Origin of the sequence: Mycobacterium sp. E787, from assembly GCF_001668725.1 — a bacterium.
Lineage (GTDB): Bacteria > Actinomycetota > Actinomycetes > Mycobacteriales > Mycobacteriaceae > Mycobacterium.
Map to the genome: position 1 here is coordinate 150,057 of NZ_LZKL01000095.1, position 17,313 is coordinate 167,369.

Below are 17,313 nucleotides of genomic sequence, written 5' to 3' on the forward strand. Positions count from 1 at the left end.
TTAAATCGATTGTCGTCCCGGCGGCCATTGCTGTCACGCTAGAGTTCCGCCATGACAAAACGCGCGGCGGCGGCCGCGGTGGTGCTGGGCCTCCTCGCGTTGACGGGATGCCGGTCCGCGCCACCGGCGTCCGGCCCGCCGCCCGTCCCGTCCGGCGCGCCGCCCAACGAGGTGTCGGGCGTCGAGATTCCCGCCGGCCGCATCGACGACGCCGTCGCCAAGGTCGACGGCCTGGTCGGCGACCTGATGAAGAGCACCGGCATCCCCGGGATGGCCGTGGCCATTGTTCACGGCGGGAAGACCCTGTACGCCAAGGGCTTCGGGGTCCGGGATGCGAGCAAGGGTGACGCGCCGGACAACAAGGTCGGCGCGGACACCGTCTTCCAGTTGGCGTCGGTGTCGAAGTCGGTCGGCGCGACGGTGGTGGCCCGCGAGGTCAGCGGCAACGTCGTCAGCTGGGACACGCCCGTGGTCTCGAAGCTGCCATGGTTCGCGCTGAGCGACCCGTACGTCACCGCCCACGCGACGATCGCCGACCTGTATTCGCATCGCTCCGGGTTGCCCGACCACGCCGGGGACAAGCTGGAGGATCTGGGCTACGACCGCCGGCAGGCGCTCGAGCGCCTGAAATATCTGCCGTTGGCACCCTTTCGAAACAGCTACGCCTACACCAACTTCGGTGTGACGGCCGCCGCCGAGGCGGTGGCGGCCGCGGCGGGCAAGCCGTGGGAGGACCTCTGCGACGAGGCGCTGTACCGCCCCCTGGGCATGGCGGCCACGAGTTCGCGCTTCGCCGACTTCGCGGCCAGGCAGGACCACGCCGTCAACCACGTCAAGGTCGGCGACAAGTGGGAGCCGCGCTTCCAGCGCGATCCGGATCCCCAGTCGGCCGCGGGCGGCGTGAGCTCGTCGGTCAACGACATGGCACGCTGGCTGATCATGTTGCTGGGCAACGGAAGTTACCAGGGCCGGCGCATCGCCTCGCCGGAAGCGCTGCTCCCCGCCACCACCGCGCAGGTCGTCTCCGTGCCCGCCACCACACCCAGGGCGCGCTCCGGCTTTTACGGGTACGGCTTCAACGTGTCGGTGACCTCCTCGGGCCGCACGGAATACAGCCACTCCGGCGCCTTCTCGTTGGGTGCGGCGACGAACTTCGTGGTGATGCCGTCCGAGGACCTGGGCATCATCGCGCTCACCGACGCCGCGCCGATCGGCGTGCCCGAGACGCTGACCGCGGAGTTCATGGATCTGGTCCAGTACGGCCAGATTCGGGAGAACTGGGCCGAGCAGTACAAGCAGGTGATGGGCTGGATGAACAACCCGGAAGGCTCGCTGGTGGGCAAACGGCCGCCGGCCAACCCGGCGCCGGCCCGACCGCTGAGCGACTACGCCGGCGTCTACGCCAGTGACTACTGGGGCCCGGCCGTCGTGACCGAACGCGACGGCGCGCTGCAGCTGTCGCTGGGGCCGAAGAATCGGACGTTCGCGTTGACGCACTGGGACGGTGACACGTTCACCTTCCCCGTGACGGACGAAAACGCCCCACCGGGAACGATTTCCAAAGCTACATTTTCTCGTGCGCCGGCGCCTACGCTGAACCTGGAGTACTTCGACTCGGACAAGCTGGGAACCTTCACCCGATGATCGCGGGCCTGACCGATGCCGAGGTGGCGCAGCGGGTAGCCGGGGGCCAGAGCAACGCCGTCCCGGAGCGCGCCACGCGCAGCGTGGCGGCGATCGTCCGGGCCAACGTCTTCACCCGGATCAACGCGATCCTGGGCGTGCTGCTGGTGATCGTGCTGGCGACGGGCTCGGTGATCAACGGCCTGTTCGGGCTGCTGATCGTCGCCAACAGCGTCATCGGCATGGTGCAGGAGATCCGCGCCAAGCGGACGCTGGACAAGCTCGCGATCGTCGGGCAGGCCAAACCGTTGGTGCGCAGGCAATCCGGCGCTCGAACGCTGCTGCCCGGTGAGGTCGTGCTCGACGACGTCATCGAGCTCGGTCCCGGCGATCAGGTCGTCGTCGACGGCGCGATCGTCGAGGGGGAGAACCTCGAGGTCGACGAGTCGCTGCTGACCGGCGAGGCGGATCCGCTCACCAAGGTCCCGGGCGATGCGGTGATGTCGGGCAGCTTCGTCGTCACCGGCGTCGGGGCCTATCGGGCGACGAAGGTCGGCGCGGAGGCGTACGCGGCCCGGCTGGCCGAGGAGGCCAGGAAGTTCACCCTGGTGAAATCCGAACTGCGCAATGGGATCAACCGCATTCTGCAGTTCGTCACCTATTTGCTGGTGCCGGCCGGTCTGCTGACGATCTACACCCAGTTCTTCACCACGCACGCGGGATGGCGCCAGTCCGTGCTGCGGACCGTCGGCGCGCTGGTGCCCATGGTGCCCGAAGGACTCGTTCTGCTGACGTCGGTCGCGTTCGCGGTCGGGGTGATCCGGCTGGGCCAACGCCAATGCCTGGTGCAGGAATTGCCCGCCATCGAGGGCCTGGCCCGCGTCGACGTGGTCTGCGCGGACAAGACCGGCACCCTGACCGAAACCGGCATGCGGATTGCCGAGGTATCTGCGATCGGCGCGCGATCCGAGGCGATCGCCGACGCGCTGGCGGCGCTGGCGGCGGCCGACCCACGCCCCAACGCGAGCATGCAGGCCGTCGCCGCCGCCTATGACCGCCCGCCGGGCTGGACGCCAACCGCCACAGCGCCTTTCAAGTCGGCCACCAAGTGGAGCGGGGTGTCGTTCGGCGATCACGGCAACTGGATCATCGGCGCGCCGGACGTGCTGCTGGATCCGGCGTCGCCGGAAGCCGAACGGGCAGAGCGGATCGGGGCCCGGGGGTTGCGGGTCCTGCTGCTGGGGTGCAGCGAGGTGGCTGTCGACGACCCGGCTGCGCCGGGTCGCGTCACGCCCGTCGCGCTGGTGGTGCTCGAGCAGAAGGTCCGCCCGGACGCCCGCGAGACGCTGGACTACTTTGCGGCCCAGGATGTTTCGGTCAAGGTGATCTCCGGTGACAACGCGGTGTCGGTCGGCGCCGTGGCGGCCGAGCTCGGGCTGCGTGGCGACACGATGGATGCCCGGGAATTGCCGGCCGATCCGGCCGAATTGGCCGACACGCTGGACAGCCACACCACGTTCGGCCGCGTGCGGCCCGACCAGAAGCGCGCGATCGTGCGCGCGCTGCGATCGCATGGCCACGCCGTCGCGATGACCGGCGACGGCGTCAACGACGTGCTGGCCCTCAAGGATGCCGACATCGGCGTCGCGATGGGCGCCGGCAGCCCGGCATCGCGCGCGGTGGCGCAGATCGTCTTGCTGGACAACAGGTTCGCCACACTGCCGTACGTGGTCGGCGAGGGCCGGCGGGTGATCGGCAACATCGAGCGAGTGGCCACCCTGTTTTTGACCAAGACCGTGTACTCGGTGCTGCTGGCGCTGCTGGTGGGCATCGAGTGCCTCTTCGCCCGGCCCCTGCACGTCGACCCGCTGCTGTACCCGTTCCAGCCGATCCACGTCACGATCGCGGCGTGGTTCACCATCGGGATCCCGTCGTTCATCCTGTCGCTGGCGCCCAACAATGAACGCGCCTACCCGGGGTTCGTGCGCCGGGTGTTGAGCTCCGCCCTGCCGGCCGGGCTGGTCGTCGGCGCCGCCACGTTCGCCTCCTACCTGGTGGCCTACCACGGGCGCCACGCCACGTTCCAGCAGCAGGACCAGGCCTCGACCGCGGCGCTGATCACTTTGCTGGTGAGCGCGCTGTGGGTGCTCGCGGTCGCGGCGCGTCCCTACCAGTGGTGGCGGGTGGCGCTGGTCGCCTCCTCGGCGCTGGCGTACGTGGTGATCTTCAGCACCCCGCTGGCGCAGCAGAAATTCCTGCTCGACCCGTCGAACCCGGTGGTGACGTCGACGGCGCTGGGGATCGGTGTGCTGGGCGCCGCTGCCATCGAGGCGATGTGGTGGACGCGGGCCAGGATGCTGGGCGTGCAGCCGCGGTTGTGGCGCGAGCCGGCGATGGCCGCCAAGTAAAATTCCCGGCGGATCCTCGGGGAAGGGGCACAAGATGGGATTCCTGGACAAGGCGAAGGACCTGTTGTCGCAGAACGCGGACAAGGTCGAGATGGCGATCGACAAGGCCGGTGAGTTCGTCGACGACAAGACGCAGGGCAAGTACTCCGACACCATCCACAAGGTGGCCGACGAGGCCAAGAAGGCCGCCGACTCCGCTAACAACGAGCCGCAGAACTGAACTATGGCGAAACTATCCGGATCCATCGACGTGCCGCTGCCTCCCGAGGTGGCCTGGAAGCACGCCTCCGACCTGTCCCGGTACAAGGACTGGCTGACCATCCATCGGGTGTGGCGCAGCATGCTGCCCGACGACATCGACAAGGGGACGGTCGTCGAGTCGATCGTCGAGGTCAAGGGCATGTACAACCGGATCAAGTGGACGGTCGTGCGCTACAAGCCACCGGAAGGCATGACGCTCAACGGCGACGGCGTCGGTGGCGTCAAGGTCAAGCTGATGGCCAAAGTGCGGCCCACCGACGACGGCTCCATCGTCGGATTCGACGTGCACCTCGGCGGCCCGGCGCTGTTCGGGCCGATCGGGATGATCGTCGCCGCGGCGCTGCGCAGCGACATCAACCAGTCGCTGGAGAACTTCGTCAGGGTGTTCACGCGGCCCGACCCGGGCATGAACGGGCACGGCGGCGTTCGTCGTTGACCTGCCGCCGACCCGCCCCCACGCGAGACATAATTCCTCGCGAGCGGTCTCGGCGTTTCGTCGCAGGCGTTTATGTGTCGCGGTGGCCGGGTGCCCGCCGCTGACCCCTCGGCCGATGAGTTTTCGCGTCGGCGCCAGTCGATATGTGCGAACCCCGCTGACGGGGCCAGGACACACGACACATGAGGAGAGGTCATCGTGCCCATCCGTGACGGCGCGCCGCTGGGCGCGCCCTGCTGGATCGATTTGACGACATCGGACATCGACCGCGCCCAGGACTTCTACGGCACGGTCTTCGGCTGGACGTTCGAATCCGCCGGGCCCGAGTACGGCGGATACGTCACCGCCGCCAGGGACGGCCACCAGGTCGCCGGCCTGATGGCCAACCGGCCCGAATTCGGCTCGCCGGACAACTGGGCCACCTACTTCCACACCGCCGACATCGACGCGACCATGTCCGCGGCGACCGGGGCGGGTGGCGCGGCGTGCATGGGACCGATGGAGATACCGGCCAAGGGCCACATGGGCCTGGTGACCGACCCGTCGGGCGCGCTCTTCGGGCTTTGGCAGCCGCTGGAGCACCGCGGCTTCGAGGTGATCGGCGAGGCCGGCTCCCCGGTGTGGCACCAGCTGACCACCCGTGACTTCGGCGCCGCCGTCGATTTCTACCGTGAGGTGTTCGGATGGCGCACCGAAAAAGTTTCCGATACCGACGAATTCCGTTACATCACGGCCTGGTTCGGTGACCAGCAATTGCTCGGCGTGATGGACGGCGCGCGCTGCCTGCCGGACGGCGTCGGGTCGAACTGGACGATTTTCTTCGGCGCCGAGGATGTCGACAAGACGCTGCGGGTGATCGCCGACAACGGTGGCGCGGTGGTGCAGGCCGCCGAGGACACCCCCTACGGCCGGTTGGCCGCGGCGACCGACCCGACGGGCGTCATCTTCAACCTGTCATCGCTGGAGAGTGACGTCGGCTAATCTCGCAACCATGACTCGCCGGCTGCGCCCTGGTTGGCTGGTGGCGTTTTTCGCCCTGCTCATTTCGGCCAGCACCTGGATGCCGTGGCTCACCACCGCGGTCAATGGCGGTGGCTGGGCCAACGCGATCGGCGGCACCCACGGCAACCTGGAACTGCCGAGGGGATTCGGGGCGGGGCAGCTGATCGTGTTGCTCGCATCGACCCTGTTGGTGGCCGGCGCCATGGTGGGCCGCGGCCTGTCCGTGAGGGCCGCTTCTGTTGCCGCGCTTGTCATTTCGCTGCTCATCGCGGCCCTCACGGTGTGGTATTACAAGCTCAACGTCAACCCGCCGGTGGCGGCCGAGTACGGGCTCTACGTCGGCGCCGTCGGCGCCGTCTGCGCGGTGGTGTGCTCGGCCGCCGCGGTGATCGCGGCGCTGGCGTCCGGCCGACAGGGCCGGTGAGGTCTCACGCCGAGGGAAACTCGTGCTTACCCGAGCCGGTGCTGTCCGCGGGCTCGTTGACGCCGAACACGAACGGCGCGAACACCACTTCGCGGCCATCGGGGTCGCGATAGGTGACCGCACCGGTCGCCTCCCAGTACGGATGCTGTTCGACGGGCGGCACTCCCGCGCCATGCAGGCGCGCGATCGCGGCTTGCTGAGCCTGCCGGTCGGGGAAATACAGACAGAGCTGTTCGTGGTCGTCCACCGCGACGGGGTCGACCGACTCGACGACCTCCAGCGTCAGGTTCCAGCTGGGCAGGCCGAAGATGGCGCCGTTGCTGCCGAAGCTGGCCTCGAACGTCTCGTACAGCGGCAGGCCCACCAGCTCACGGTAAAACCGCACCGTCTCTTCGAAATTCGAGGAGCGGCGGGCAAAGCGAATGGCGCCGAGCGGCGCCAAATGCGGGGGCCAGTGCGTTGCGCGATGGTTGGATTCGGGATACATCGTCACAGCCCCAGCCCGCTTGCCGCCGACTCCGCGGTATGCCAGCGCCGCAGCTGATCACCCGGCGCCCAGGTCGAATGTGTGCCGCTGGAAATGCGTTCCGGCAGTTGAAGTTTGCACACCGGGCCGTCGGCGATGCGGGCGGCGTCGAAAATGAGGCAGTACGAGGCGTCGGCGTTCATGTCGGTGGTCAGGGTGACAAGGTAGCCGTCGTCCTCGCCGGTCGCGCCGAGGCGCGGCGCCATCGCGGTTTCGCTGCCGTAGACACCGTCGCCGAAGGCGATGCGTTCCTCGCCGCCGGTGACCACGTCGTGCCGGACCAAGCCGTCGAACAGGAACCAGCCCGGCTTGCCCGTGGCGGCGTAGGTGTACCGGTAGGCCCGCGCGGCGTAGTCGGGATTGATGGTGCCGAACTCGGTGATGGACTCCGACAGCCGCTCCTCGGTCACCGCGCCGGTGACCAGGTTGAGGCGCCACCGGTGCAGCCGGGCCTGCAGGCGATCCAGCGCCAGGAACCGAAAGAGCTTCTCCCACTTGGTTCCCCCGGTGTCGAGCGGCTGCGGGTCGCCCTCGAAGAAGCCGTCGAGCACGATCTCGTCGCCCTCCTCGTAGGCGTTGACGAAGTGCAGCACGAACGTCGGGTCGGCCTCGAACCAGCGGATGTCGCCGGTGCCGCCCCGCCGCGGCAGCACGGCGAAGCGCGACGGAATGTCGGGATAGAAGCGCGGCAGGTGCACGTCGTGCTCGAGCAGCAGCGGATCCCAGAACAACGGGAAATCGTTGAGGATCACGTAGTTTTCGGTGAACGCCATGTCGTGGGGCAGCCGCGGCCCGGGCAGCGGGACGTCGACGTAGTGGACCAGCTCGTCGCTGTCGTCGACCACGCCGTAGCGCATGAAGGGCTCTTGCTTGCTGTAGTTGAAGAACAGCAGCTCGCCGGTTTTGGCGTCCACCTTGGGATGCGCCGACACGCCCCAGTCGGTGGGGAAGCGCCCATTCCAGGTCTCCTTGCCGAGCGTGTCGGCCGAGTACGGGTCGAGCCGGTACAGGTCGCCGCACTGGTAGAAGCTGGTCAGCGCGATGCCGCGGTGGACGATCACGTCGGTGCTCGACGCGTCCTTCATCCGCGTCCGCGCGCCCCAGCCGTCCTCCCGTCGGGCCAGTTGCACCGCTTCGGCCAGGCCCGGCCACAGCGGTTCGCCGGCCTCGTTCTCCGCCAGGAATCCCTCGGTGCGCACAAACCGGTTGCGGTAGAACGCCTTTCCGTCGCGGAAGCCGACCACGTGCAGCATGCCGTCGCCGTCGAAGGGGTGATACGTCTTCAGCGCCGGGTGCAACGGGTTCTCGGTGTTGCGCAGGTAGACGCCGTCCAGGTCGCGGGGGATTTCACCGTCCACCGCGGTGAGGTCTTCGGCGTCCCACTCGGTGGTCTGGGGCCGCCACGGTCCCGTCCGGTAGGGGTGGTCGTCGTCTTCGGGCAGGGTCGACAGGAACTTGCCGACGATCTCGACATCCATGGTCACCAACCTTCGGTTGCGCTCACGACGAAGCTGACGGTGGTGGCGGTGCTGCCGCCGAAGTTCAGGGTGCCGAAAACCTTCGCGTCCTCGACCTGGTAGTCGCCGGCCGCGCCGCTGACCTGCTTGGCCGCGTCGAGCAGCATCCGCACCCCCGACGCCCCGACGGGGTGGCCGCCGCCGATCAGTCCGCCGCTGGGATTGATCGGCAGCCGGCCGCCGATCTCGAGCTCGCCGTTTTCGATGGCCTTCCACGACTCGCCCGGGCCGGTCAACCCGATGTGGTCGATCGCCAGGTACTCGCTGGGCGTGAAGCAGTCGTGCACCTCGAACCCGTCGACGCCGTCGAGGGTCAACCGCGCGCGGCGCAACGCGTCGAGGACGGCGGCGCGCACGTGGGGCAGCACATACGCATCGTCCGCAGCCCGATCCAGTTTCTGCCGCAGACCCAGGCCGACGGTGCGGTGCCCCCAGCCGTCGATGCGGCCGATCGGGCGCGCCGCCGGGTGGTCGCGCAGGTACGCGTCGCTCACCAACACCACTCCGGCGCCGCCGTCGGTCATCTGGCTGCAGTCGAACCGGCGCAGCCTGCCCTCGGTCACCGGATTGGTCGCGTCGTCGTCGGTGATCGGGTCGGGCACCGTCCACGCGCGCGTCTGGGCGTTGGGGTTGCGCCGCGCGTTGGCGAAGTTGAGCTGCGCGATGGCCCGCAGGTGCGCGTCGTCCAGGCCGTAGCGCCGGTCGTACTCGTCGGCGATCTGGGCGAACATCGACGGCCACAGGTAGCGGGCGCCGTCGCCCTCGTGTCCGGTCCACGCCGCGGCGCCGAGGTGTTGGGCGGCGGTGTCGCCGGGCACCGTTTTCTCCAGTTCGATCCCCACCACCAGCGCGGTGTCGTAGGCGCCCGACCGCAGATCGGCCATGGCCGACAGCGCCGCCACGCTGCCCGACGCGCAGGCGGCCTCGTGCCGCGACGCCGGGGTGTCCCAGAGTTGGTCGCAGACGGTGGCCGGCATCGCCCCGAGGTGGCCCTGGCTTGCGAACATCTCGCCGAAGGCGTTGCCGACGTGGACGACGCCGATATCCGTGGCGTCTATCTTCGCGGCGGAGAGCGTGCCGTCGACGATCTCGGCGGTCAACGACGCGAAGTCTCCGCCTTCCCTGGTGAGGTTGCGGGCGAAATCGCTTTGGCAGCCGCCCAGTATCCACACGCCCGTCGAGCCGTCCATACGCGGAACGCTACTCCGCCGGCCCCCTGAACGAGGGCGGCCCCGTCGGCTCTCGGGCTGAACCGACGGGACCTAGACGGGCGCGAAGGCCGGCCGACGCGCACGCCTCTTTTGCATCATTACCGCGCGGCGGGGTTGACAAACATTGGGAATCAACGCGGCCGCCGACCCGAGAATGCGTGCTGATCTCGGTGGATTCGGCTTTGCGCTGTTCAGGGCGCCGCCAGCGCTAAACCGGGCCTTCGACGAGCGCGGTCGGCTCCGGTCCATCCGATTCCGCGGCGGGGGTGGCCGCGCGTCCGCGGAGGGCCTCGGCGTCGGCGAGGTCGACGGCCGCCAGGTCGATGCCTTTGGTCTCGCGCGCGGCCAGGGCGGCGACCGCGCTCACCGCCGCGGTGGCCGCCAGGTACCACGAGATCGGCACCGAAGACTTGTACGTTTCGAGCAGCCGAACCGCGATGATCGGTGCCAGCGAGCCGGCCACGATCGAGGTGACCTGGTAGCCCAGCGACACCCCCGAGTAGCGCATCCGGGTCGGGAACATCTCCGCCATGGCCGCCGGCTGGACCGCGTACATGAGGCCGTGGAACACCAGACCGATGACGATCGCCGCCATGATGACCGCGTTGCGCCGGCTGTCCATCATCGGGAAGGCGAAGAAGCCCCAGGTGCAGGCGCAGAGGGCGCCGATGAAATAGATTGGGCGCCTGCCGAATCGGTCGCTGAGACGGCCGACCAGTGGAATGACCACGAAGTGTACGGCGTGGGCGGCCAGCAGCCACCACAGGATGACCTTGGTGTTGGCGTGCACCTGCACCTTCAGGTAGGTGATGGAAAAGGTGACCACGAGGTAGTACATGGTGTTCTCACCGAAGCGCAAGCCCATGGCGGTGAAAACGCCACGCGGGTAACGCCTTAACACCTCGAGGGCACCGAGCCGGGTGGTCTTGGAGCGCTCGGCTTCCTGCTGGGCCGCCAGGAAGATGGGTGCGTCCGTCACCTTCGTGCGGATGTAGTAGCCGATCAGGACGACGACCGCGGACAACCAGAACGCGACACGCCAGCCCCAGCTCAAAAACGCCGCGTCCGACAGCGTCGAGGTCAGAGCCAGCAGCACGACGGTGGCCAGCATGTTGCCGACGGGCACCGCCGCCTGCGGCCAGCTCGCCCAGAAACCGCGGCTGTCCTTGGGGCTGTGCTCGGCGACGAGCAGCACCGCGCCGCCCCATTCGCCGCCCACCGCGAAGCCCTGGAAGAAGCGCAGCACCACCAACAGCGCGGGGGCCCAGTAGCCGATCTGCGCGAAGGTCGGCAGGCAGCCCATCAGGACGGTCACGGCGCCGACCAACAGCAGGCTGAACTGCAGCAGCTTCTTGCGCCCGTACCGGTCCCCGAAGTGGCCGAAGACGAGCCCGCCGAGCGGGCGGGCGGCGAAGCCGACGGCGTAGGTCACGAAGGCGGCGAGGATGGCGTCGAGCTCGTTGCCCCCGCGCGGGAAGAACACCTTGCTGAACACCAGCGTGGCCGCCGTGCCGTACAGGAAGAACTCGTACCATTCGACGACGGTGCCGGCCATGGACGCCGCGACCACCCGCCGAAGAAACCCGGGCCGCTGGAACGGATCCGGCTGCAACTGATCAGGGACACTCACCGGATGGCCTCCTTGGTGGAGCGCCCGCGCGGGGCGCCGACCGGGGTGTGCTGGCGGTGGGCAGCGTACCGCGGCTCGGCGGGCTCCGCCCCTCGGGCTCGAGAGTGTCGACATGATCCCGGGGATGTGCCGTTGTGCCACCTCGCAGCGACAAGCGCAGGCGTCTCGGCCGGAAACCGATGCGTTGCGACACGGTCACGGATGCATACCTATCGGCAGATCACTGGTCACACGAGCCACGCGAATCACTATCGTCACATGAGCCAACCGCGGACGTCAATGCGACGGCCCCGCCCCTGGAAAGGTACGACTTTGACGGCGATTCCCCGAGTCCTATCGCTATCGGTGGCGTCGGTGACCGCCGTCGGTTTCTTCGTGGCGATAGGTCCCGCGCCGTCGGCGAACGCCACACCCTGCAGCGCGCCGGAAGCCAACGTCGACCCCCCGGCCGCGCCGCCGGCGATGCCCGCGCCCCAGCCGGTCGTCCAACCGCCGACGGGGCGCAGGCCCTCGCACACGAACGACCAGGCGCCCTTGCCCAAGTTGGGCCCGCTGATCAGTTCTTTCATGAGGCCGGGAGCGGGGGGCCAGCGCTACTCCGCGCCGATCCAACCCCAGGCGGGCGTCGTTCCGCCGCCCGGACCCAATCCGCAGCCGCCGGGCATGCCGCAGCCGCCGAACGCCAATCAGCTGCAGCCCAACGCGGCACCCGTTCAGCCGCAGCCCGCACCCCAGCCGGCCCAGCAACCGGCGCCGCCGCCTCCCGCCAACATCGCGGGGGCACCGACGTCACTGGTCGACTGGGTGACCGGAACGGACGGCCCCAACAAGACCCTGCAGCGCTTCGGCATCTCCGGTACCGACCTCGGGATCGCTTGGGACAACGGCGATCCCGCCAACCGTCAGGTCCTGATGGCGTTCGGTGACACCTTCGGCTATTGCAAGGTGCACGGCCAGCAGTGGCGATACAACGTGCTGTTCCGCAGTTCCGACCGCGACCTGTCGCACGGAATTCACATCGCCGAGGGTGTGCCCAACGACCGCTACTCCGGCTCGCCGGTGTGGACCACCGGGCTTTCCAAGCAGGTCGTCAATACCATCCACAAGGCGACGCACGAGACGGGCATCATCCCGACCGCCGCCATCTCCCTCGGGCGAACCCAGTACATGAGCTACATGTCCATCAGGCAGTGGGGCCGCGACGGGGAATGGAGTACCAACTACTCGGCGATCGCGAGATCCGTTGACAACGGCCAGAACTGGGGGATCTTCCCGAGCACCATCCGCACGGCCTCGGCCGACGCGATCCCCGGGATGGGGTTCACGCCCGGCAACGAGAACTTCCAGATGGGCGCGTTCATGAAGGGCAACGACGGCTACCTGTACCAGTTCGGGACGCCGTCGGGCCGCGGCGGTGCGGCATTTCTGGCGCGGGTTCCCCCGAACTACCTGCCCGACCTGAGCAAGTACCAGTACTGGAACGGCGACAACGGCGGGCACTGGGTCGCGGCCAATCCCGGTGCGGCAACGCCGCTGTGGCCCGGCCCGGTCGGCGAGATGTCGGCCCAGTACAACAGCTACCTCAAGCAGTATCTGGTGCTGTACACCAACGGCGGCAGCAACGACGTGGTGGCGCGGACCGCGCCCACGCCGACGGGACCGTGGAGCGGGGAGCAGCCGCTGGTGTCGGCGTTCTCGATGCCGGGTGGCATCTACGCGCCGATGATCCACCCCTGGTCGTCGGGCAGGGACCTGTACTTCAACCTGTCGCTGTGGTCGGCATACGACGTGATGCTGATGCACACCGTGTTGCCGTAGCCGTTTGCGGCGTACGCAATCCGAGTGAAGTAGTGCACTACTCGTGCCCGCCGGCGGCATCCCGCAGACGATCGAGCCATGAAACCCAACCTTGCACCACCCGCCCGCGCGACCCGCGTCGGTGAATGGGAAGACTTCGGGGTCGGCTTCCGGGCATTCGACGGCCCCGAGTGGCGAATCAAGCACGCCACCGGCGATGCGGGACGCGTCGACATCGTGGTGTCCGTCATCGGTGTGCAGTACGCGGACGGCCGCGCGTTGCGCGAGATCATCATCGACTGTCCCGATACCCCGGTCATGACGTTGCCCCAAGCCCGGAAGTTGGCCAGGGCGTTGATGGCGGCGGCGGACTCGGCCGGCGGGTGACTCGCGCCCTCATGCGAGCGTGTCAAGCATGAGCCGAGCTAACACACCAGATGAGCAGCTAGCGCCCTGCGCGGAGGCGGGGCGCAGTTACGTGGATGACTCCTCACCGCTCGAGGAGGCAGGGGGAGGGCGGCCCACGAAGTCATTTTCTGCCATTTGGCGCAGCCGCTGGGCAATGCAGCGGTCTTCCTGAGCGTACTTGCGGTGTTGAGCCGCGTGGCGCCCGTATTCATCCCGCCGACGTTCGTTTTGCTCAGCAGATTCCTCGTATGCCTTAGCAGTTCGGTCGTGACTGTCCGCGGAGGCGTCCAAACTATCGGCTGCAGATCGCTGGGCCGCCTGCGCATCTCGCCGTGCATGCTGCGCTCGCTGACTGGCGTGGAATGCTTCTTCGGCGAGCGATTGGGGATCATCCCAGTGGGCTTCAGCGGGGTTCTCGTTGTCAGACATGGCCGCGCCTTTCGTTGACTGACGGATTGACTCTAGCGGTGCACGGCATTGAAGGGTGTTTCCGTTCTAAAGCCGGGCAGTATCAATTCGCCCGCGGGCATCGGAGGTTGCCGAATTCGTGCGAAAGGCCAGTCAACGCATCCCTGGAGTCAGCCAAATTCTGCATCAGGGAGCTGCCGTCGTGGACTCGCGACTTGGGCTGACGGCACCGCCGCCTGCAGGCGCAAAAGCGCGCTTTGACTCCCGAGCCGAGTGCTTGTTTCCGGGGCCGCACTGCATCACTGCCTGAGCTCTGCGCGGCGCCGCAGCCACCGGCACCGACTGCGGCAGTGTCAGCGAGACCCGCCCTGCCGGGGCCGACAACGCCGCAGCAGATCGTCAACGGCTCCGGCGATTGGATGGGCGCTTACCGCTCGGGCAAGCTCTCGGACTTCGGAGCACCGGCACCGCCTGAACGTGCGCCACGCAAACGGCGCGGTATGCCCTGGTGATGGCGGCAATTCGATTAGAGGAAGAGCGGCCTGGACGATGGCAGAGAACGTGAGGCCGCCCGGAGCGCAGGACGCCGCGACTCAGGCAGGTGCCGGTCAGGCACACGGTGATTGGCACTCGACTAGGTCACCGAACCGCTAAACGACGCTCTTCACGAACAGAGCGAGCCGCTGCAACTGCATTTGCTGGTGCCATCGTTGTAGTAGTAGCAATCCATGGTGTAGCCCTCGCCGGTTCTGATGTCATACGACGTCGTGCGGCACACCGTGTAGTTACCCCAATCTGTACATGAGGTGCTAGGGCTTTCGGCGTGGACGGTCGGGATATCGGCTTGAGCCAGCGGTGCTGCGAACATGGCAAGAGCAGCAACCGTGGCAGCAGCTGAAGCGACCCTAGTCGTGATGGTCATGGCGTTCCCCGTTGTCAGTCCTTCAGTCGATCTGAGTGTTCCCTGGCGCTCGTCGCTCAAAACGCAGACGGATTGTCACCCGATCGAATAGTTAATTTGTCATCGGTCGAATAGTTGGGCTTGATATTAACGTTCAAGTAATCCAGTGCTAGAGGTTTAATTCTTGCCCAAGCTGGTCAATGCCCACTAGGTAAAACGGTGGGGGCGACAAGCAATGATGAAACGAGCCTTCGCGGCGCTGGCCGCCGCCAGCTTAACGTTGGCGGCCACTGCCCGCGCCGACGACACAGATGACGCATTCCTGCGAGACCTGCGTAGCCAAAGCCAATGGGCTACGCTAAGTTTCGATTCCAATGACGCTGTGAGCGAAGCGCACTACGCCTGCGCCAATATCGGCACCGCTAGAGGCGACTCAGCGGTCATGACCGACATCATCCGCAAGTTCATCGACCCAAACGTTGACCCGTCGGCGGTCGATCTCACTGAGATGCGTGCTTCAACGCAGTTCCTCAGTGCGCCGGATCGGCACTATTGCCCCGGCAAAAAGATGTAAACGAGGTGAGAACAATGATCTATCCGTTTCGGCGACCCCGCGACCGAAAGAATCGAATCATGTGGTTGAAAGCTGTGCCCCCCGCGGCGGTGTTGGTCGCGTGGATGTTGATACCGCCAACGTCGGCGCACGCGGCGGGGCAATGCACCGACAAGACCAACCCGCAGGCCCATCAGGTATGCATTGCGAACGCGAATGGGCAGTGCGGCGGCATCGGAATGTTCGGGGCATCACACTCCACCTGCACTTACCCTGATGGTTCCCGCGATGAATGCGACTGGCACATCACCAGCCTCACCACCGCAACCGGCTCTTGCACCTGGTTCCCGACGCCGCCGGATTTCCCTATTGGCCCACCGCCGCCAGCGCCGTGACCACATTTTGCCCAGTTTCGAGCAAGGGCCGGACGGCACCGGCAACCACCCCCCATCTCTTTTGGTAGCGAAGCCACCGGCCCACCATGCGAAGCCGACTGGGAGTGCCGCCGGGCACTGGGGCAATCCGGTCAACTTGCTGACGCACGCTGTGCATCAACCCAACCGCGCAACACCCCACGGGATGGCGTGTGGTGCGAACGCTGCCCCATGCGCAACACGCCCCGCTCGCCGCTCACCAAACAAAACAGCGACACAACCCACACTGAGCGACCATCCGATCAGCACCGACCCTGCGACGGGGCGCTGATCACCCTCCCCCGGTCCACCCCCCCCAGGCGGCCCATGGCCGAAACAGGTGATCCGGCTGCGCACGCATAAACGCAGGTCGTCGCCGGTGGGGCTGATATGCTGGGCTGATGGCTGTCAAGAGACCGAAAACCAAAGAGGCGCAACGGCTTTTGGCCGCGCTGAATGTCGAGCTTGCGGCATCTGCGAAAGCGTCTGGGGAGCAACTGGAATGGACGGCGGCCGAGCAGGACATCTTGTCCATGATTGGTGCGGCGGTTGACCGGCGTGTGGAGTTGTCGGCGGCGTACAAGGCGTGTGAGACGACGGCGGGGTTGCCGAGGTCAAGGGAACGACTTCGGAGCCTGGGCTGGACGTGGACACCGCGTATGGGCAACTGCTTCGAAGGATGCGAGATCAGCAAGAGCGAGTTCGATACGCCTTGGTCGTGCCTGAATCTGCTCGACGGTCTGCTCTCCGTGTCTCGGATGAAGTGCGACGGCTGTTGGGAATCGAAGTTTGGACGGTCGACGAGGCCGGCACCGTCCAACTCGTGGAATGACGCTGGTCGACTTGCGAGCGGATTCAGACGCCAGTGCGGTAGTCATAGGCGATGGGTACCAGACCGCCCTCGTTAATCTCCCACGGCATAACAAGAATTAACTCTCCGCCGGTTGCAACTGGTCGACCGCCACTCCGATCAAGGACGATGTTGCGAACAACCGCGAGGGCGTTGTTCGGATACTCCACTCGGTGGAGATTGACCTCGTTCCTCGTCAAGACAACCGCTGCACCATCCGTGGTCGTGCCCTTCACCTCGATCTTGATGACTTGTTGACCATTGCTCGCCCGCACGTCGTAGGAGTCATACGTTCCGACATCCTCAGTCCTGTAACCCAACTCATCCTCGAAGTGCTCGCGGGTCACGAAAACCGCTCGCATCTCGATCGCCAGATTCTCCTCTGCGGTGAGGCGTCTACCGAACTTGCGTCGCGGATTACTCACCGACTCGACCGCAGCGATCGCGTCCGCGACCTCAGAGGATTCATCGGCTCTCGCGACGGACCTCAGATCAGCTAATCCAAGTTGCTCCAATAGCGGGGAAAACCCCGGTTCGCTCCCTACCAACGTGGCGATCACGTCGACCGCTATCCCAGCGAAGCCTTTGCCCCCACCTTGGTAGGAGGCGTCACCGTCGGGGATGCGGTTGTACATCAACTCCGATAGACCAGCGCGGAGATTGAGCGACTTTACGTCTGATTCGCTGACTGATGTCGCGCCCGACGGCTTCTCCAACTCCCACAGCATCGATCCGTCTAGCGCTCTCCAAGGCATGACGGGGTCCGGCGCGGCCTGCGCAACCGCGAACGGCGCAAGGATTTGCGCTAGCTCGGCACGGACCTGGTTGAACGGGGACCATGCGGGGCAGCCCAGATCGTGCTCGGGCAATAGCCCATAGGAGTACGACGTACTGGTATGCGGCTGGCTTGCCATGGGTTCGATCGACACGCAGTTGAGTGATGCC

The 17,313-nt window shown here is 66.8% G+C and carries 16 protein-coding genes; 9 read left to right on the forward strand and 7 right to left on the reverse strand.

Features of this window, described 5'->3' with window-relative positions; genetic code table 11:
* Window positions 1–51 precede the first annotated feature (51 nt).
* The 6 genes from A5705_RS19410 (at window position 52) to A5705_RS19435 (ending at window position 6,154) form a co-directional block, all read left to right on the forward strand.
* Window positions 52–1,644 carry a serine hydrolase gene (locus tag A5705_RS19410; protein ID WP_068279343.1) on the forward strand — a complete coding sequence of 531 codons (1,593 nt, stop codon included), beginning with the start codon at window positions 52–54 and terminating at the stop codon, window positions 1,642–1,644.
* On the forward strand, window positions 1,641–4,031 hold the full coding sequence (locus A5705_RS19415; protein WP_068279346.1) for a cation-translocating P-type ATPase: 2,391 nt from the start codon (window positions 1,641–1,643) through the stop codon (window positions 4,029–4,031). The genes A5705_RS19410 and A5705_RS19415 overlap by 4 nt, the downstream gene beginning before the upstream one ends.
* A 34-nt stretch (window positions 4,032–4,065) precedes the next feature.
* Complete coding sequence (locus tag A5705_RS19420) at window positions 4,066–4,251, forward strand: antitoxin (protein WP_067874844.1); 186 nt, start codon at window positions 4,066–4,068, stop codon at window positions 4,249–4,251.
* 3 nt (window positions 4,252–4,254) lie between these two features.
* The gene (locus A5705_RS19425) at window positions 4,255–4,728 is read left to right on the forward strand and encodes an SRPBCC family protein (RefSeq protein WP_067874841.1); all 474 of its coding nucleotides are present in this window, start codon (window positions 4,255–4,257) and stop codon (window positions 4,726–4,728) included.
* Window positions 4,729–4,926: 198 nt separating this feature from the next.
* Complete coding sequence (locus A5705_RS19430) at window positions 4,927–5,709, forward strand: VOC family protein (protein ID WP_068279349.1); 783 nt, start codon at window positions 4,927–4,929, stop codon at window positions 5,707–5,709.
* A 10-nt stretch (window positions 5,710–5,719) separates the two neighbouring features.
* A complete protein-coding gene (locus A5705_RS19435) occupies window positions 5,720–6,154 on the forward strand; it encodes a hypothetical protein (protein WP_067874835.1) in 435 nt (144 codons plus the stop codon).
* A 4-nt stretch (window positions 6,155–6,158) separates the two neighbouring features.
* Here the strand turns inward: A5705_RS19435 and A5705_RS19440 are convergent, their stop codons facing one another.
* From A5705_RS19440 to A5705_RS19455, 4 genes are all read right to left on the reverse strand, one after another.
* A complete protein-coding gene (locus A5705_RS19440; RefSeq protein WP_068279352.1) occupies window positions 6,159–6,641 on the reverse strand; it encodes a VOC family protein in 483 nt (160 codons plus the stop codon).
* A gap of 2 nt (window positions 6,642–6,643) precedes the next feature.
* A complete protein-coding gene (locus A5705_RS19445; protein WP_068279355.1) occupies window positions 6,644–8,158 on the reverse strand; it encodes a carotenoid oxygenase family protein in 1,515 nt (504 codons plus the stop codon).
* Window positions 8,159–8,160: 2 nt separating this feature from the next.
* Window positions 8,161–9,387 (reverse strand): acetyl-CoA acetyltransferase, encoded by a 1,227-nt coding sequence (locus A5705_RS19450; protein WP_067874827.1) that lies wholly within the window; start codon window positions 9,385–9,387, stop codon window positions 8,161–8,163.
* A 229-nt stretch (window positions 9,388–9,616) separates the two neighbouring features.
* Window positions 9,617–11,038, reverse strand: a complete 1,422-nt coding sequence (locus A5705_RS19455; protein ID WP_067874824.1) for an MFS transporter — start codon at window positions 11,036–11,038, stop codon at window positions 9,617–9,619.
* A 312-nt stretch (window positions 11,039–11,350) separates the two neighbouring features.
* Between A5705_RS19455 and A5705_RS19465 the strand changes: the two genes are divergently transcribed.
* Together A5705_RS19465 and A5705_RS19470 are read left to right on the forward strand one after the other, a co-directional pair.
* The gene (locus tag A5705_RS19465) at window positions 11,351–12,856 is read left to right on the forward strand and encodes a DUF4185 domain-containing protein (RefSeq protein ID WP_082956565.1); all 1,506 of its coding nucleotides are present in this window, start codon (window positions 11,351–11,353) and stop codon (window positions 12,854–12,856) included.
* 78 nt (window positions 12,857–12,934) lie between these two features.
* Window positions 12,935–13,222 (forward strand): hypothetical protein, encoded by a 288-nt coding sequence (locus A5705_RS19470; RefSeq protein ID WP_067874819.1) that lies wholly within the window; start codon window positions 12,935–12,937, stop codon window positions 13,220–13,222.
* Window positions 13,223–13,309: 87 nt separating this feature from the next.
* Here the strand turns inward: A5705_RS19470 and A5705_RS27875 are convergent, their stop codons facing one another.
* Together A5705_RS27875 and A5705_RS27880 are read right to left on the reverse strand one after the other, a co-directional pair.
* Window positions 13,310–13,672, reverse strand: a complete 363-nt coding sequence (locus A5705_RS27875; protein WP_156763164.1) for a hypothetical protein — start codon at window positions 13,670–13,672, stop codon at window positions 13,310–13,312.
* Window positions 13,673–14,315: 643 nt separating this feature from the next.
* On the reverse strand, window positions 14,316–14,573 hold the full coding sequence (locus tag A5705_RS27880; RefSeq protein WP_156763165.1) for a hypothetical protein: 258 nt from the start codon (window positions 14,571–14,573) through the stop codon (window positions 14,316–14,318).
* Window positions 14,574–14,790: 217 nt separating this feature from the next.
* Here A5705_RS27880 and A5705_RS27365 point away from each other — a divergent pair, with 217 nt between their 5' ends.
* On the forward strand, window positions 14,791–15,126 hold the full coding sequence (locus A5705_RS27365; RefSeq protein WP_197521299.1) for a DUF732 domain-containing protein: 336 nt from the start codon (window positions 14,791–14,793) through the stop codon (window positions 15,124–15,126).
* 1,247 nt (window positions 15,127–16,373) lie between these two features.
* Here A5705_RS27365 and A5705_RS19475 read toward each other — a convergent pair.
* Entirely contained in the window at window positions 16,374–17,237 is an 864-nt protein-coding gene (locus A5705_RS19475; RefSeq protein WP_197521300.1) for a protein NO VEIN domain-containing protein, read from the reverse strand.
* Window positions 17,238–17,313 lie beyond the last annotated feature (76 nt).

What these genes read in the sequence shown, in the direction of transcription:
- A5705_RS19410 (WP_068279343.1), top strand. Translation starts at nt 52, where the DNA reads ATGACAAAACGCGCGGCGGCGGCCGCGGTGGTGCTGGGCCTCCTCGCG.
- A5705_RS19415 (WP_068279346.1), top strand. Translation starts at nt 1,641, where the DNA reads ATGATCGCGGGCCTGACCGATGCCGAGGTGGCGCAGCGGGTAGCCGGG.
- A5705_RS19420 (WP_067874844.1), top strand. Translation starts at nt 4,066, where the DNA reads ATGGGATTCCTGGACAAGGCGAAGGACCTGTTGTCGCAGAACGCGGAC.
- A5705_RS19425 (WP_067874841.1), top strand. Translation starts at nt 4,255, where the DNA reads ATGGCGAAACTATCCGGATCCATCGACGTGCCGCTGCCTCCCGAGGTG.
- A5705_RS19435 (WP_067874835.1), top strand. Translation starts at nt 5,720, where the DNA reads ATGACTCGCCGGCTGCGCCCTGGTTGGCTGGTGGCGTTTTTCGCCCTG.
- A5705_RS19440 (WP_068279352.1), bottom strand. Translation starts at nt 6,641, where the DNA reads ATGTATCCCGAATCCAACCATCGCGCAACGCACTGGCCCCCGCATTTG.
- A5705_RS19445 (WP_068279355.1), bottom strand. Translation starts at nt 8,158, where the DNA reads ATGGATGTCGAGATCGTCGGCAAGTTCCTGTCGACCCTGCCCGAAGAC.
- A5705_RS19450 (WP_067874827.1), bottom strand. Translation starts at nt 9,387, where the DNA reads ATGGACGGCTCGACGGGCGTGTGGATACTGGGCGGCTGCCAAAGCGAT.
- A5705_RS19470 (WP_067874819.1), top strand. Translation starts at nt 12,935, where the DNA reads ATGAAACCCAACCTTGCACCACCCGCCCGCGCGACCCGCGTCGGTGAA.
- A5705_RS27875 (WP_156763164.1), bottom strand. Translation starts at nt 13,672, where the DNA reads ATGTCTGACAACGAGAACCCCGCTGAAGCCCACTGGGATGATCCCCAA.
- A5705_RS27880 (WP_156763165.1), bottom strand. Translation starts at nt 14,573, where the DNA reads ATGACCATCACGACTAGGGTCGCTTCAGCTGCTGCCACGGTTGCTGCT.
- A5705_RS27365 (WP_197521299.1), top strand. Translation starts at nt 14,791, where the DNA reads ATGAAACGAGCCTTCGCGGCGCTGGCCGCCGCCAGCTTAACGTTGGCG.